The following is a 14,368-nucleotide window of genomic DNA, read 5'->3' as shown; positions in this document are numbered from 1 at the left end:
TCAGTCGGCGGCCCACGCGTTGTTGTTCGCGCGCCACTCCACCTCGTCCTCCATGCTGTGCTCGAGCTGCCCCTCCTGGAAGCCCAGCTCGTAGGCACGTCCATTGAAGAACACGGACGGAGTGCTGTTGATGGCAGCCATGCGCCCCTGCGCGTGGAAGCCGTCAATCTCGTCCTTGTACTGATCCGTCTTCAACACCGCGGCCAGCTTGTCCCCGTCCAGGCCCACCGACCTCGCCAGCGCGGGCAGCGCCTCCGGCTTGAGGTTCTCCTGCTGGCCGAAGAGGGCGTCGTGCATCTGCCAGAACTTGCCCTGGTCGCGCGCCCACAGCACCGCCTGCGCGGCGGGGATGGCGTTGGCGTGCATGGAGAGCGGGAACGGCAGGTAGCAGAAGCGCACCTCGCTGGAGTGCTTCTTCGCGAAGGCCTCCAGGATGGGCCGGGCCTTGCCGCAGTAGGGGCACTCGAAGTCGGAGAACTCCGCCACCGTCACGGGCGCGTTGGCGTCCCCCTGGCACATGCGCGGATCCACCTTGAGCTGCACGCGCGGCTCGCGGAAGGACGCGTAGTACTTGGACAGCGTGACGATGACCTCGCTCGCGGGCCCGCCTTCGGCCACCAGCCGCGCGGACAGCCGCGCCATCCGCTTCGCGTGCTTGCAGGGCGTGTGCTGCTTGAGGCACGCCCCCAGCGAGTGGGGGCAGCCGCAGTAGCAGAACTCGTCGCTGAACACCGTCGCCAGCTCGCGCTTGGCCGCGGGCGGCAGCGCGGAGAAGTCCATGCCGGGGATGCCCGTCAGCGCCTGCGCCGGATCCGACGACGGCGCTTCCGCGGCGGCGGGGCTCGCGGCCGGGGCGGCAACGGGGGCCGGGGCGGCGGCCGGCGCCGGCGCCTTGGCGGTGGCGGCGGGGACTTCCGCGCTCTTGGTGCAGCCAGCGCCCATCAGGGTCGCCGCGGCCAGCACGGGAGCAACACGCTTCCATCGAGGGAGGAGCACGGCCCCGGGGTTTAGCCACGCGCGCCGGGCTTGTAAAGCAAGGCAGCCTTTGGCAGACGGCCCCTCGCCCATGCCCAGAGTCCTGCTGCTTCACACGGGAGGCACGCTCGGAATGGCCGGTGGCCGGCCTTCCGCCCTGCGTCCCGCGGCCTTCTTCCAAACGCTCCGCAAGCGAGCCCCGGAGCTGTTCCAGCTGGCCGACATCGAGCTCGAGCTGTTCTCCAACCTGGACAGCTCGGAGATGCAGCCGGAGCTCTGGAGCCGGATGGCCGCCCACCTCCACCGCCGGCTCCCGGAGTTCGACGGGGCGGTGGTGACCCACGGAACGGACACGCTCGCCTTCACCGCGAGTGCGCTGTCATTCATGCTGCGCAATCCGCCCTGCCCGGTGGTGCTGACGGGCTCGCAGCGGCCGCTGGGGGAGATCCGCTCGGACGCCCGGCTGAACCTCATCGACGCGGTGCTCTCCGCGCTCCAGGGGCCTCGCGAGGTGACCATCTGCTTCGACTCGCACCTGTACCGGGGCAACCGCACGCGCAAGGTGAAGGTGGCCGAGTACGACGCCTTCGAGAGCCCCAACTTCCCGGTGCTGGGCACGCTGGGCGTGGACGCCACCTTCGAGAAGGGCCTCCCCTCCCGGGGCCCCTTCCGGCTCCACGAGAAGCTGGATCCGCGCGTCTTCCTCCTGAAGGTGTACCCGGGGCTGGACCCCGCCCTGCCCCTGCAACTGCTGCCGCACGTGAAGGGGCTGGTGGTGGAGGCCTACGGGGCGGGCAACGTGCCCATCGCGCCGGAGCTGGGCCGGTCGCTCCTGCCCCTCTTCGTCCAGGCGCGGGAGCGGGGCGTCCCGGTGCTGGTGGTGAGCCAGTCCTACCGCAACGGGGTGGACCTCACGCTCTATGAGTCCGGGGCCAGGGCCCTGGCGGAGGGGGCCGTGGGCGGCGCGGACATGACCCCGTCGGCGGCGCTGGTGAAGCTGATGCAGGGGCTGGCAGAGCACCCCCGGGGAGGCGAGGCCCTCGCGCGCTTCCTCCGGACGCCCGTGGCCGGCGAGCTGTCCGTCGGGCGGCCGACAGTTCCTCCACCCGCGAAACAAAGGCGCCGGCCCACGCGGGTGGGGCGGGTCGCCTGACACCGGGTGCGTGAAAGGAGCGTGGGTGTGCTTGCCGCCGTGAAAAGGCGGCCCGTAAGATGGGAGGCGCGATGTCCGAGGAGAAAACTTCCGTCCATTCCATTTCGGACCTGCTGGGCAGCGCCCAGCAGCAGAGCGCCTATCTGATCGTCATCAGCGCCAAGTCCGCCGCAGGCATCGGGCGGATGTTCAAGCTGGACCGCTCGGAGGTGGTGCTGGGCCGCAGCTCGGAGGCCCAGTTCCAGGTGGAGGACGACGGCATCTCCCGCAAGCACGCGAAGGTGGTGGCCATTGGCGACGGCCGCTTCCAACTGGTGGACCTGGGCAGCACCAACGGCACGTACCTCAACGGCCTGAAGGTGAGCGCGGCGCCGCTGTACGACGGCGACAAGATCCAGATCGGCTCCAACACGGTGCTGAAGTTCAGCATCCAGGACGCGCTGGAGGAGCAGTACCAGCGCAGCATCTACGAGTCCGCCACGCGCGACGGCCTCACCCGCGTCTACAACAAGAAGTACTTCATGGAGACGGTGCGCAAGGAGTTCGCGTACTGCCTGCGCCACCGCGTGCCGCTGTCGCTGGTGCTCTTCGACGTGGACCACTTCAAGCGCATCAACGACGTGTACGGCCACCCGGCCGGGGACTTCGTGCTGACGCGCATCGCGCAGCGGGTGAGCGACACGGTGCGCACCGAGGACCTGCTCGCGCGCTACGGCGGCGAGGAGTTCGCGCTGATGCTGCGCGAGTCCGCGGAGGACGCGGCCCTGGCGTGCGCGGAGCGCTGCCGTGTGGCGGTGGACCGCGCGGACTTCATCTTCAGCGGCACGCCCATCAAGGTGACGATCAGCCTGGGCGTGGCGACGCTCCTGGACTCGGACTTCTCCCAGCCGGAGGACCTCATCTCCGCCGCGGACAAGTACCTCTACCGGGCCAAGCACGCGGGCCGGAACCGCGTGGACGCCAAGGCCATCAGCGGCCCGTAAGCACCGGACAGGGGCCATGGGGAGCGGTCTCTTCTCCGGCCCTTCCGCGCCCCGCCGGCCGGCAGGCCACCAGCAGCCGAAGCCTGAACGCGCAAGGGCCGCTCGCGACGCGTGCGTTCGCGCGCCAGCGCTCAACATTGGGAGACTGACTCCTCGATGGCTCCCGACGCCGCGTGCGCCTGTGCGCCAGCGCTCAGCGGCCGAAGCCTGCATCCATAGGGCTCGATGCCACGTGCACCAGCGCTCAGCGGCCGAAGCCCGAACCCTCAAGACTACCGACGCCGCATGAGCTCATGCGCCAGCGCTCAGCGGCCAAAGCCCAGCCGCCGCAGGCCCTCCTCCGACACGTGCTTCACATGCGTGTCCGCGTCGTGCGCGGCGGCCTCGCTCAGCGCCGCCACCGCGTGAGGTCCGCCCAGCGTGCTCAGCGTCCGCGCCGCCGCGATGCGCACGTCCGCCACCGGGTCCCCGCGCAGGCGCTCGGCCAGGACGCGCACGTGCGCGGAGCGACCCACGAACTCCAGCGCCCGCGCCGCGGCCGCGCGCACCACCGGGTGCTCCGACGCCAGCAGGCCCGCGGCCTCGTCCCCTCGCGAGGGCTGCCGGTAGGCGGCCAGCACGTCCAGCGCGGCCACCACCACCTCCGGCGCGCCGTCCTCCAGCGCCTGCTCCGCCAGCACCATCGCGTCGACGTTCCGGGGCAGCGCTCCCAACGCCCGCACCGCGCCCGCGCGCACCGGCACCACGTTCGACGCGAGGAAGGGCGCCAGCCGCTTCGTGGGAGGCGGACCTTCCGAGCAGTCCCCCAGGAAGGCCACCGCCTCCCCCTGGACCTCCGGCGTCCGGGCATGGCGCCCCTCCGCCACGTCCCGCAGGAAGGCGAAGCACCCCTTCTCATGGGCCATGGCGCCCAGCCACGGCCGGGCGGCCTCCGAGGACTCCGCGTCCTTCACGCCCTGGAGCGCCACGTCCCGCAGGGGCTTCCCGGCGGACTCCGACAGGCCCCGCGCCGCCAGCTCGCGCACCCGTCCGTCGGCGTCCCCCAGCGCCCCCTCCAGCTCCCGCTTCGCCAGCGGGCCGTAGCGGCGCAGGGTGGCCACCGCCGTGCGCCGACGCTGCACGTCGCCGGCCGACAGGTCCGGCCGCAGGGCATCCAGCTCGCGCGAGTACACGGCGAAGAGCCGGTTGATGACCGCCTCGTCCGGGGGCTTCGCCTCATTGAGGAGCAGCCGGCCCACGGACGCGCGCTGCCGCTCGGCGACGGCGGAGAGGAGCCCCGCCATCACCGCGTCGCCCGCGACGGGCCTCGACGCCACCGCGTCCAGCACCACGCGCGTCGCGGACCGCCCCTGGAAGGTGGCCAGGTGCAGGAGCGCCGGGAGCCGCGCGGACGGCTCCTGCGAGTACATCTCCAGCGACAGCGCCTGGCGGACGTCGTCCCGCCTCGCCCACACCCGGGCGGCGGCCGCGGGGCCCCGGGCACCGGCATCCCTCAGGAAGTCCGCGGTGGAGCGGCCGGCGTCCGCGGCGGCCCGGACGGCGGTGAGACAGGCCCCCAGGTCCGCGTCCGGCGGGGTGTCCATGATCCAATCCGCCAGGGCCCGCCGCTCCGTGAGCCCCCGGCTCCGCGCACCCGCCCGGACCGCGGCCCAGCGCACCCGCCAGCTGGGGTCCTTGAGCGCGGACTCCAGCGCCTGCTGGGCCTCCAGCCCCCCCGTCCCCAGGGGGGCCACCCAGCTGTCCACCCGGCCCCCGGTGACACAGGCGCCACAGGTGCGCGCGCGCAGCGACGGGTCCGCGACATGGCGGCGACAGGAGGCCCAGCACTCGGAAGCGACCGTGCCGGCCCGGGAGGGGCTGGCCGCCAGCAGGAGCACCAGGAGAAAGAGGCGACACACGCGCCGCGGACTCTAGCGCACAAAGGGCCCATCCTTTCCGTGCGGGTCTCCTTGCCTTTTCCGGCCCGCTGCGCCATACCCCCCGACCCTCTGAAGTTTTCAGACTGCATCCAGCTAGGCGGAAGGAGGTGACTGCATGCCCGGTATTCGAGTGAAGGAAGGTGAGTCCATCGAGAGCGCCCTCAAGCGCTTCAAGAAGGCCACCGAGAAGGCCGGAATCCTCTCCGAGATCCGCAAGCGCGAGCACTACGAGAAGCCTTCCGTGAAGCGGAAGAAGAAGGCCCTCGCCGCCAAGAAGCGCGCTGTGAAGAAGGCCCGCAAGTCGTACTAGGCAGGCCCGCAGTGAGGAGCCGGGGCCCCGTCAGGTGCCCTGGCTCCCGCCGTCCCATCCGCTGGCGCGGCGACCCTTTTCCCCGCCCGTGAGGAGTCCCGACATGACCACCCTGAAAGATCGCCTGAGCGCCGACCTGAAGGAGGCGATGAAGGCCAAGGACGAGCTGACCCTGAGCGTGGTGCGCATGCTCAAGAGCGCCGTGAAGTACAAGGAGGTCGAGCCGGGCGCGAGCGAGCTGGACGACGCGGGCATCCAGCAGGTCATCGCCACCCTCATCAAGCAGCGCCGCGACTCCGTCGAGCAGTTCAAGGCCGGCGGCCGCCCGGAGCTGGCGGAGAAGGAGGAGCAGGAGATCTCCGTCCTGCAGCGCTACCTGCCCAAGCAGCTCACCCCGGAGGAGCTCACCGCCGCCGTCCAGGCCGCCATCGCCGAGGTCGGCGCCAAGGGCCCCAAGGACATGGGCGCGGTCATGAAGAACGTGAACCCCAAGCTCCAGGGCAAGGCCGAGGGCAAGGCCATCTCCGAGGAAGTGAAGGCCCAGTTGGCCAAGCTGGCCTGATCCACCTGTGGTTCCAGGGGAAGGGGCGCCGGGAGCGTGTCCCAGGTGCCCTCCCCACCCCGGGCTCGAAGCGGATTTTTTGATCCCTCGCCCGCTGCCCATTAAGCGCTGATCCACGAGGGCCTCTTCCGCCCGTCCCCCACCCCGGGAGGCAAGCGGGCAGCCTGAAGGAGCGCGCGCCGTGTCCCAGTCCCCGTCTGTTTCCGCGCCCCGCCCGCGTCCGCCCGCCCTCCCCGCCTGGGAGGACGACCCGGAGAGCGGCCGCGCCGGGCGCGTCAGACCGGGCCGGCAGGATGGCGGGCGGAAGGCCGCGCGCACGCGGAAGGATGGAGGGGCGTCGTGATTCCGGAGCACAAGATCCAGGAGGTCCTCGACCGCGTGGACATCGTGTCGCTGGTGTCCCGCCACGTGGAGCTGAAGAAGGCCGGCCGCGAGTTCAAGGGCCGCTGCCCCTTCCACCAGGAGAAGACCCCATCCTTCTACGTGGTGCCGGAGAAGCGCTTCTATTTCTGCCACGGCTGCCGGGCGAGCGGCGACGCCGTGTCCTTCGTCCAGCGCTACCTGGGCAAGACGTTCCAGGACGCGGTGCGGGACCTGGCCCAGGAGGTGGGCATCGACCTGGAGGCCGCGCAGGACCCCGGCCTCAAGGAGCGCCAGCAGGTCAAGGAGGCCACGGACTTCGCCGCGGAGCACTTCCGCGCCCAGCTCTGGCATGAAGACGAAGGCCGCGCCGCCCGCGCCTACCTGGCCAGCCGGGGCGTTTCGGAGGAGGTGGCCCAGGGCTTCGGCCTGGGGTGGGCGCCCGCGCAGTGGAGCCTGCTGGCGGACCGCTTCCAGAAGAACGGGATGCTGGAGTGGGGCCTGAAGGCGGGGCTCATCACCCGGCGCAACAGCGGGGATGGCTGCATCGACTTCTTCCGCAGCCGCCTGATGGTGCCCATCCGCGCGCCGGAGGGGCGGCCCATCGCCTTCGGCGGCCGGCTGGTCGCGGCGGAGGACGGCCCCAAGTACCTCAACTCGCGCGAGTCCCGGCTCTACAACAAGAGCGAGACGCTCTTCGGCATGGACCAGGCGCGCGACGACATCCACAAGCGCAAGACGGCGGTGCTGGTGGAGGGGTACTTCGACTGCATCGGCCTGCACCAGGTGGGCGTGCGCCACGCGGTGGCCCTGTGCTCCACCAACCTCACCGCCGGCCACCTCCAGGTGCTCAAGCGCGCGGAGGCCCGCGACCTGGTGCTGCTCCTGGACGGTGACTCCGCCGGCCTGGCCGCCGTGGAGCGGCTGGCCGGGCCCCTGCTCGCCGCGGGAGCCCCCACCCGGGTGGCGCTCCTGCCGCAGGGAGATGACCCGGACGTGTTCGCCCGCCGCGAGGGCCAGGAGGGCGTGGAGCGCCTCCTGGAGGGCGCCCAGCCCCTCACCGCCTACCTCTTCGCCACCCTGCTCCCCACGGGCAAGCAGGCGAGCTTCGAGGAGAAGATGGCCGCGCTGGAGCGGCTCAAGCCCGTCACCTCGCAGGTGCCGCCGGGCCTGACGCGCTCGGCGCTCATCAGCGCGCTGGCGGCGCACTTCGGCTGGATGCCGGCGCAGATCGAGTCGTCGCTCCAGTACAAGCCGCCCCCCACGCCCAAGCCCGCCGCCACCGCGGCGTACCCCAACGCCGTCCCCGCCCAGGCCGTGCCGCGCCCCGTGCCCAAGCCCCAGGCGGAGCGCCCTCCCCCGGAGGCGGAGGCCCTCTATGTGGCCGCGATCCTTCGGGATTCCCGGCTGCTCGCCCGCGACACCTTCCGCGTGTGTGATGAGCTGTCCCACATGGGCCTGCGGATGGTGCTGGCGCAGGCCACGTCCGGGCGGGGGCTGGAGGAGGCGCTCTTCGAGGCCTCGGAAGTCGTCAAGCGGACGCTGCTGGAGGCTGGCCGCCGGCTCTCCCCCGGGGGAATGGAGCTGGAGACGGAGTTCATCCTCGCGTGCCGCGACATCATGAAGAAGCGCATTGACGAGCGGCTCGTTTATATAAAGCGAGCGACGGAACAGACGCAGGGGGCTTTTGATTTGACAGAGGAGACGCGACTGCTCCTCTCCGAACGCAAGGAGCTGCTGGCGCTCCGCAAGCGCGTCCTGGATGAGCTGACCCCTGCTTCCTCGGCAACGGGAACAAAGGGACCAATGCAACCGGTTTGAGTTCGCGTTTGTAAGAAAGCTCGACTTTGCGGTAGATCGGCCGGCTCGCCCAGGCCAAAGCACCTGATTTTCTTAAGGAGAAGTACCCGAATGCCGACGCAGAAGCCCCCCAAGGCATCCGTGAAGCCCACCAAGAAGAAGGTGGACCCGGTGATCCGCAAGAAGAAGGCCCCGGACAGCCCTGCGGCGAAGGTCACGAAGGCAGCGGAGCCTGAGGAGAAGGTGCTGGCGGCGAAGGAAGCTCCCGCCGAGGCGACCGAGAAGATCAAGAAGAAGAAGGGCGTGGCCGCCATCGCGGACGACGTGGACCCCGAGGAGGCCGCGGAGGAAGCCGCCGCCGCCGTTCAGGTGGACCCCGACGCGGTGGAAGACGACGTGGAGGAGGATCCCGTCGCCGAGCGCAAGGAAGTCAAGGACCTGCTGGCCGCGGGCCGCGAGAAGGGCTTCCTCACCTATGACGAGGTGAACGACGCCCTCCCCGCCGACATCGTGTCGTCCGATCAGATCGACGACGTGATGAGCATGTTCGGCGACAACGACATCGAGATCGTGGACGCGCAGAAGGCCGCGCAGTCCAACGAGATCAAGCCCACCGTCGCCGTCGAGGAAGAGAAGGAAGACCAGGACGAGGACGAGAAGGACGAGGACGACGAGCCGGGCGGCAAGTCCAACGATCCCGTTCGCCTCTACCTGCGCAAGATGGGCAGCGTCAGCCTCCTCACCCGCGAGGGCGAGGTGGAGATCGCCAAGCGCATCGAAGAGGGTGAGAAGGAGGTCCTGCGCGCGCTGCTGGCCTGCCGCGTCGCGGTGGCGGACATCCTGGACATCAGCAACCGCCTGAAGACGGGCAAGCTGCGCGTGCGCGACGTCATCAAGGACGCGCCGGAAGAGGCCCAGTCGGAGAACGCCGAGGAGCCCAGCGAGGAGGCGGCCGAGGGCGAGGCCCCCGCGCAGCTGGCGCAGAGCGAGCTCAACAAGATCGAGCAGATCTCCAAGCAGATTGAACGCTTCCGCAAGTTCGCCAAGGACTGCGAGGTGCTGGAGGAGGAGCTCTCCGGCAAGAAGAAGCTGACGGAGGTCCGCAAGAAGGAGCTGAAGCAGGAGGTGAAGGACCTCCGGACCAAGATGATGGAGGTCCTGGAGGAGATGCGGCTGAACAAGAAGCAGGTGGACCGCATCGTCCTGAACCTCAAGGGCCTCATCGAGCGCGTGGAGAAGGCCGAGGAGGAGCTCGGGGACCTGGAGCGCCGCTACGGCGTGGTGATGAAGGACCTGCGCCCGCAGCTCAAGGAGTCGCGCGAGAACCCGAACATCGCCAAGAAGCTCCAGAAGCAGCTCAACTTCACGCCGGAGCAGCTGGAGGTCCTGGACCGCGACGTGCGCACGGCGGTGCGGAAGATCAAGCGCGTGGAGGAGGAGGCCAACCTCCCGGTGGACCAGCTCCGCCGCAACTACGACGCCATCCGCCTGGGCGAGAAGCGCGCCGAGCGCGCCAAGAGCGAGCTGGTGGAGGCGAACCTGCGCCTCGTGGTGTCCATCGCGAAGAAGTACACGAACCGCGGCCTGCAGTTCCTGGACCTCATCCAGGAGGGCAACATCGGCCTGATGAAGGCGGTGGACAAGTTCGAGTACAAGCGCGGCTACAAGTTCTCGACGTACGCCACCTGGTGGATCCGCCAGGCCATCACCCGCGCCATCGCGGACCAGGCCCGCACCATCCGCATCCCGGTGCACATGATCGAGACCATCAACAAGCTCATCCGCACGAGCCGCTACCTCGTGCAGGAGATTGGCCGCGAGCCGACGCCGGAGGAGATCGCGGAGAAGATGGAGCTGCCGCTCGACAAGGTGCGCAAGGTCCTGAAGATCGCCAAGGAGCCCATCTCCCTGGAGACGCCCATCGGCGAGGAAGAGGACAGCCACCTGGGCGACTTCATCGAGGACAAGAGCCTCGTGTCGCCCGCGGACGCGGTCATCAACATGAACCTGGCCGAGCAGACCCGGAAGGTGCTGGCCACGCTCACGCCGCGCGAGGAGAAGGTCCTGCGCATGCGCTTCGGCATCGGCGAGAAGAGCGACCACACGCTGGAAGAGGTGGGCCAGGACTTCGAGGTGACGCGCGAGCGCATCCGTCAGATCGAGGCCAAGGCGCTGCGCAAGCTGCGCCACCCCAGCCGCTCCAAGCGCCTGCGCTCCTTCGTGGAGAGCTGAGCCGCTGAAGTAGGCTGACCGTGGAGCCTGAAGGCCTCCGTTCCTTGAGTGGACCGGGGGCCTTCGTCGTCTTGTCCATCCCGCGTGAGGTGCGCCGTGGCCGCGAAGAAGCCCGCTGGAAAGCCCCTGCCCTTCTCCGACAACGTGATGAAGCAGGTGCGCTCCATTCCCCGGGGCGAGGTGCGCTCCTACGCGCAGGTGGCCATCTACGCGGGGAGGCCCGGCGCGGCGCGGGGCGTGGGGCGCGAGCTGAAGCACCTGCCGGGACAGGCCACGCAGGTGCCCTGGTGGCGGGTCATCCGCTCGGACGGCACGCTGGCGCCCCCGGTGGCGCACGAGCAGGCGAAGCGGCTGCGCGCGGAGGGCGTCACCGTGACGGAGAAGGGCCAGGTGTTCCGAGTGGCGCTGAAGGACGGCAAGGCCTGACGCGCGGGCGGTGCTTGCCAGGCGCGCGCGGGCGGAGAGATAGTCCGTCCGCGTCTGGCATTCGTGAGTGATGAGGGCCCTTAGCTCAGCGGTTAGAGCTGTCGGCTCATAACCGATTGGTCCCTGGTTCGAATCCAGGAGGGCCCACTCCCCTCACCTCCGTCCGCCGCCTCCGCGCTCCTTGTTCCCGCGGCGCGGCCTGGTCCAGCTCGCGTGGCACCCGCTGGCGCTGTTCCGGCGACAGTCGCGGGGAAGCGCGCGCTCAGCGCCTCTCCAGCAATGGGCGCGGATCGAAGGTGACGCGGATGCGGGTGATGCGCCCGTTCTCGACATGGCTCCAGTTCGCCACCGGCACGGGCTCGTGCCCGGAGGGATGGATCTCGAACCAGGTCAGCACGTCGTCTCCGTCCACGAAGCGGTGAAGCACGGTCACCTGGGGCGACACCTTCCACATGCCGTTGACGAGCCCCTTCACGCAGGCCTCCGCGCCCTCCGCCTTGCCGAGCGCGCCGACGAAGCTCACGTCGGGCGCGAGCGTGTCTCGCGCCATCGACTCATCCTTCGCGCTCCATGCATCGAAGTACGCCTGCACCACCTCCACGGGACGTCTCATCGCTGGCCTCCAGGTGCTCGACGGAGGAGCCCGTCGAGGATGGACGTGACCATGCCTCCCGCCATGGACAACCCAGTGTCAGGTTTGTACGCGCCTCGGCCGGCGGGGAGGCGCCTGGGACCTCTCTCGCTCCGCGAGCGGGGGGCAACCTGCTCGCGGGCGTGGCGGAGCGCGCGTCCGGAGAGAAGCTGGACGCGGACCTGCGCCGCCGCCCCTTCGCCCCCCTCGGCATTGGCGGCGCGTAGGATGCGCGGACATGGACTTCCAGGCGCGACTCGCGGCGCTCACGCACCAGCTCCGGCCCTGGTCTCCACTCTGGTCCCGCTCCATCCTCCAGGGCTGGCCCGGGTCCGGCGCCGCCTATCCCGAGGACTGGCTGGCCTATGCCCGGTCGCTCGATGAGGCGGGCGAACGGCGGCTGGACCAGGGGGTGCTCGTGGGCGCCCCGCCTCCGTCCCTGGGCGCGCTCCTCGGCGCGCTCCAGGAGCTGACGGCGCTGCCCTGGCACGAGGGCCTTCACGCGCTGACGGTCGCGGAGACACAGGGGCTCAGCGCCAAGAAGACCCACGAGCTCGAGCGGGTGCTCGCCCTGCTCGCGCCGAGGACGCGCTTCATCCACCAAGCGGTCGATATCGGCGGCGGCATGGGGCACCTCGCCCGCCTCTGTGCACGGACGTTCGGGTGGACCTTCCACAGCATCGACCGCGACGCCGCGCTTCAGGACAAGGGCCAACGCTGGCTGACGAAAAACCAAGCCTCGGGCAGGGGCACCCTGTGTTTCATCCAGGCCTCCGTCGAGGACGGGCTCCAACCGCGGATCGATCCGCTCTTCTCCGGCCGGGACCGCGCCTCCATTGGCCTGCACACCTGCGGGCCGCTCGCCCTCACGCAGCTCCGCAAGAGCCAGGGGGCGGGCTTCGTCCTGAACATCGGCTGTTGCTACGACAAGCTGGAGGCCCCGCGGGACTTTCCCGTCTCCCGCTTCGGGGCCGCGCATCCCCTGCCCCTCACCCCGCATGCCCTGGCGCTGACGACGCGGGGACGGTCTCACAAGACCGAGGCGGAGTTCGCGCGGATGAAGCAGGTGTACGCGTGGCGTTTCGCGTTCGAGCTCCTGTCGAGGCAGCGCTTTCCCGAGCGCGGCTTCGTGAGGGCAGGAGACGCGCCCCGGACGCTCTATGCCGGACGCTTCGCCGTCTACGCGCGCGACCGCCTGGAGCGCCTCGACCTTGATCCCGGCATGACGGACGCGGAGCTGGATGCCTTCGAGGTGTCCGTTCGCGCCGAGACACGGGACCTCTTGCTCTGCCATCTGCTGAGGGACCGCTTCGCGAGGGCGTTGGAGGTCGTGCTCCTGCTCGATCGCGCGCTCCTCCTGGAGGAACTGGGCTTCCAGGTCGAGCTCCTCCAGGTCTTCGACCCGCGCCTGTCTCCGCGCAACCTCGCGCTCATCGCGTCGCGAAGCCAGAGGCGCGAGACCGTCGCAGGTCCGCCGCCTCCTGCTCACGGATGACGGCTCCCCCGGGAGGCCGCGGCCCATCCGCTCGGAACAAGAGGACGCCATTTACTTTGTCTTCAAACAAAATAACCTCCCGCGCCATGGCTGGTCGTCGCGAACCCCTGGATGAGGAACAGCGTGCCCTTCATGACTCCTGGGACACGGTGCTCCGCACGGTGGGCCGAGTGGTGCTGAGCACCGTGCTCATCTGGGGGGTGTGCTCGGCGCTGCGGCATGGCGTCCATGCCACCAGCGACGCGCTGCTGGCCTTCGCCTCGGAGCGGAGCCGCTGGTGGGCGCCGCTGGTGCTCGCGGGCGTGCTGCTGCTGGGCGGGCTGCTGAGAGGGCTCCTCAACCGCAGGCCCGGCTGGAGCGACGTGGCCTCGGATGGGGTGGATGTCGCGCTCCACAACTACCACATCACCTACGAGGACTCGGCGGACGACCCGCGCCCGCGCTACTCACGCCCCGCCCTCCGGCTCGCATGGCGCAAGGCGGTGGCCACGCTGCTGACGCTGGGCACCGGCGCGTCGGGTGGGCTGGAGGGACCTGTGGTGCTGGTCGGCGAGTCGCTGGGCGCGGGCATGGCCCGCCTGACTCGCGCCCGCTCCGAGCACACACTGCGCACCTGCCAGCTGGCGGGCATCGCCGCGGCGGTCGGGACGCTGCTCAACGCGCCCTTCGCCGCCGCGCTCTTCGCGCTGGAGGTCGTCTATGGCAACCGCATCGTCTACCGGAAGCTGGCGTATTGCCTGCTGGCCGGAATCATCGCGTACGCGCTCAACAACCGCTTCCTCGGCTTCAAGCCCATCTTCGTGGCGCCGCCGCACGCGCACACATACACGCTGGGAGAGTACGGGCTCACCGCGCTGGTGGCCGTAGCGGTGTCCGCGCCCATCGCGCTGCTGTTCGGCCTTGCGATGAAGCACACGCGCAAGGTGGTGGAGCGCGCCAGCCCGGTGCTGCGCGGCGCCATGGGCGCGCTGTGCACCGTCCTGGTGGCCGGGGGCCTCGGCTACGGCGTGGGCATGGACTTCCGGCACGTGCTGGGCATGGGGGAGTTCACCATCGCGCAGTTGCTCATGGGCACACCGGGGACGCTGTCGCTGTGGTGGTACCTGCTGCTCATCGTGGGTGGCAAGCTGCTCACGACCAGCTTCACGGTGCAGTCGGGTGGCTCGGCGGGCATGCTCATTCCATCCATGGTGCTGGGTGGCGTGTCGGGCGCAGCCACGGCGCAGCTCCTCGCGTCGATGACGGGCACGGGGCCGGCGGACGTGACGGTGTTCGTGGTGGTCGGCATCGCCTCCGCCCTGGTGGCCGTGGTCGGCGTTCCACTGGCGGCCATTGCCCTGGTGCTGGAGGTGTTCGGCTCCGCCTATGGGCCGCCCGCCGTCCTCGCATGCTGCGTCACCTACGTGCTGACACTGCGGCTGTCTGTCTACAACGAGCAGCGCCGTGTGCGGGCGGTGGCGGCGGAGCCCGTCGCGGGAACGTGAGCAAAAGGCGGGCAGCGCGCCGGCGCGCCAACCACCTC

Annotated in this window: 12 protein-coding genes and 1 tRNA gene; 10 read left to right on the top strand and 3 right to left on the bottom strand. The window is 70.2% G+C overall.

Annotated features, from left to right (window positions below; genetic code table 11):
* On the bottom strand, window positions 1-963 hold the full coding sequence (locus tag U8525_RS12060; RefSeq protein WP_374264944.1) for a DsbA family protein: 963 nt from the start codon (window positions 961-963) through the stop codon (window positions 1-3).
* 145 nt (window positions 964-1,108) lie between these two features.
* Here U8525_RS12060 and U8525_RS12055 point away from each other — a divergent pair, with 145 nt between their 5' ends.
* Both U8525_RS12055 and U8525_RS12050 read left to right on the top strand, forming a co-directional pair.
* Window positions 1,109-2,128 (top strand): asparaginase, encoded by a 1,020-nt coding sequence (locus tag U8525_RS12055; RefSeq protein ID WP_374264942.1) that lies wholly within the window; start codon window positions 1,109-1,111, stop codon window positions 2,126-2,128.
* 71 nt (window positions 2,129-2,199) lie between these two features.
* Window positions 2,200-3,111, top strand: a complete 912-nt coding sequence (locus tag U8525_RS12050) for a diguanylate cyclase (protein ID WP_374264940.1) — start codon at window positions 2,200-2,202, stop codon at window positions 3,109-3,111.
* Between the two features lie 305 nt (window positions 3,112-3,416).
* On the opposite strand, the gene U8525_RS12045 is transcribed toward U8525_RS12050, so the two are convergent.
* On the bottom strand, window positions 3,417-5,009 hold the full coding sequence (locus U8525_RS12045; protein WP_374264938.1) for a HEAT repeat domain-containing protein: 1,593 nt from the start codon (window positions 5,007-5,009) through the stop codon (window positions 3,417-3,419).
* 136 nt (window positions 5,010-5,145) lie between these two features.
* Here U8525_RS12045 and rpsU point away from each other — a divergent pair, with 136 nt between their 5' ends.
* The 6 genes from rpsU (at window position 5,146) to U8525_RS12015 (ending at window position 10,867) form a co-directional block, all read left to right on the top strand.
* Window positions 5,146-5,340: a 30S ribosomal protein S21 gene (rpsU, locus tag U8525_RS12040; protein ID WP_014395136.1), complete on the top strand. Its 195-nt coding sequence runs from the start codon at window positions 5,146-5,148 to the stop codon at window positions 5,338-5,340.
* Between the two features lie 103 nt (window positions 5,341-5,443).
* A complete protein-coding gene (locus U8525_RS12035) occupies window positions 5,444-5,902 on the top strand; it encodes a GatB/YqeY domain-containing protein (RefSeq protein ID WP_374264935.1) in 459 nt (152 codons plus the stop codon).
* 339 nt (window positions 5,903-6,241) lie between these two features.
* Window positions 6,242-8,083: a DNA primase gene (gene dnaG / locus U8525_RS12030; RefSeq protein ID WP_374264933.1), complete on the top strand. Its 1,842-nt coding sequence runs from the start codon at window positions 6,242-6,244 to the stop codon at window positions 8,081-8,083.
* Between the two features lie 90 nt (window positions 8,084-8,173).
* A complete protein-coding gene (gene rpoD, locus U8525_RS12025) occupies window positions 8,174-10,294 on the top strand; it encodes an RNA polymerase sigma factor RpoD (RefSeq protein WP_374264931.1) in 2,121 nt (706 codons plus the stop codon).
* 96 nt (window positions 10,295-10,390) lie between these two features.
* On the top strand, window positions 10,391-10,720 hold the full coding sequence (locus tag U8525_RS12020) for an MGMT family protein (protein ID WP_374264930.1): 330 nt from the start codon (window positions 10,391-10,393) through the stop codon (window positions 10,718-10,720).
* A 74-nt stretch (window positions 10,721-10,794) separates the two neighbouring features.
* Window positions 10,795-10,867 (top strand) — tRNA-Ile (locus U8525_RS12015).
* Window positions 10,868-10,982: 115 nt separating this feature from the next.
* Here U8525_RS12015 and U8525_RS12010 read toward each other — a convergent pair.
* Entirely contained in the window at window positions 10,983-11,333 is a 351-nt protein-coding gene (locus U8525_RS12010) for a nuclear transport factor 2 family protein (protein WP_374264928.1), read from the bottom strand.
* Between the two features lie 256 nt (window positions 11,334-11,589).
* Here U8525_RS12010 and U8525_RS12005 point away from each other — a divergent pair, with 256 nt between their 5' ends.
* Both U8525_RS12005 and U8525_RS12000 read left to right on the top strand, forming a co-directional pair.
* Window positions 11,590-12,846 (top strand): methyltransferase, encoded by a 1,257-nt coding sequence (locus tag U8525_RS12005; RefSeq protein ID WP_374264926.1) that lies wholly within the window; start codon window positions 11,590-11,592, stop codon window positions 12,844-12,846.
* Between the two features lie 86 nt (window positions 12,847-12,932).
* Window positions 12,933-14,330, top strand: coding sequence for a chloride channel protein (locus U8525_RS12000; RefSeq protein ID WP_374264924.1), 1,398 nt, complete (start codon window positions 12,933-12,935; stop codon window positions 14,328-14,330).
* Window positions 14,331-14,368 lie beyond the last annotated feature (38 nt).

It is taken from the genome of Corallococcus sp. RDP092CA, from assembly GCF_041903675.1.
Classification (GTDB): Bacteria; Myxococcota; Myxococcia; order Myxococcales; family Myxococcaceae; genus Corallococcus.
This window is presented reverse-complemented; position numbering and strand designations above follow the sequence as displayed.

What these genes read in the sequence shown, in the direction of transcription:
- U8525_RS12010 (WP_374264928.1), bottom strand. Translation starts at nt 11,333, where the DNA reads ATGAGACGTCCCGTGGAGGTGGTGCAGGCGTACTTCGATGCATGGAGC.
- rpoD (WP_374264931.1), top strand. Translation starts at nt 8,174, where the DNA reads ATGCCGACGCAGAAGCCCCCCAAGGCATCCGTGAAGCCCACCAAGAAG.
- U8525_RS12055 (WP_374264942.1), top strand. Translation starts at nt 1,109, where the DNA reads ATGGCCGGTGGCCGGCCTTCCGCCCTGCGTCCCGCGGCCTTCTTCCAA.
- U8525_RS12000 (WP_374264924.1), top strand. Translation starts at nt 12,933, where the DNA reads ATGGCTGGTCGTCGCGAACCCCTGGATGAGGAACAGCGTGCCCTTCAT.
- U8525_RS12035 (WP_374264935.1), top strand. Translation starts at nt 5,444, where the DNA reads ATGACCACCCTGAAAGATCGCCTGAGCGCCGACCTGAAGGAGGCGATG.
- U8525_RS12005 (WP_374264926.1), top strand. Translation starts at nt 11,590, where the DNA reads ATGGACTTCCAGGCGCGACTCGCGGCGCTCACGCACCAGCTCCGGCCC.
- U8525_RS12050 (WP_374264940.1), top strand. Translation starts at nt 2,200, where the DNA reads ATGTCCGAGGAGAAAACTTCCGTCCATTCCATTTCGGACCTGCTGGGC.
- rpsU (WP_014395136.1), top strand. Translation starts at nt 5,146, where the DNA reads ATGCCCGGTATTCGAGTGAAGGAAGGTGAGTCCATCGAGAGCGCCCTC.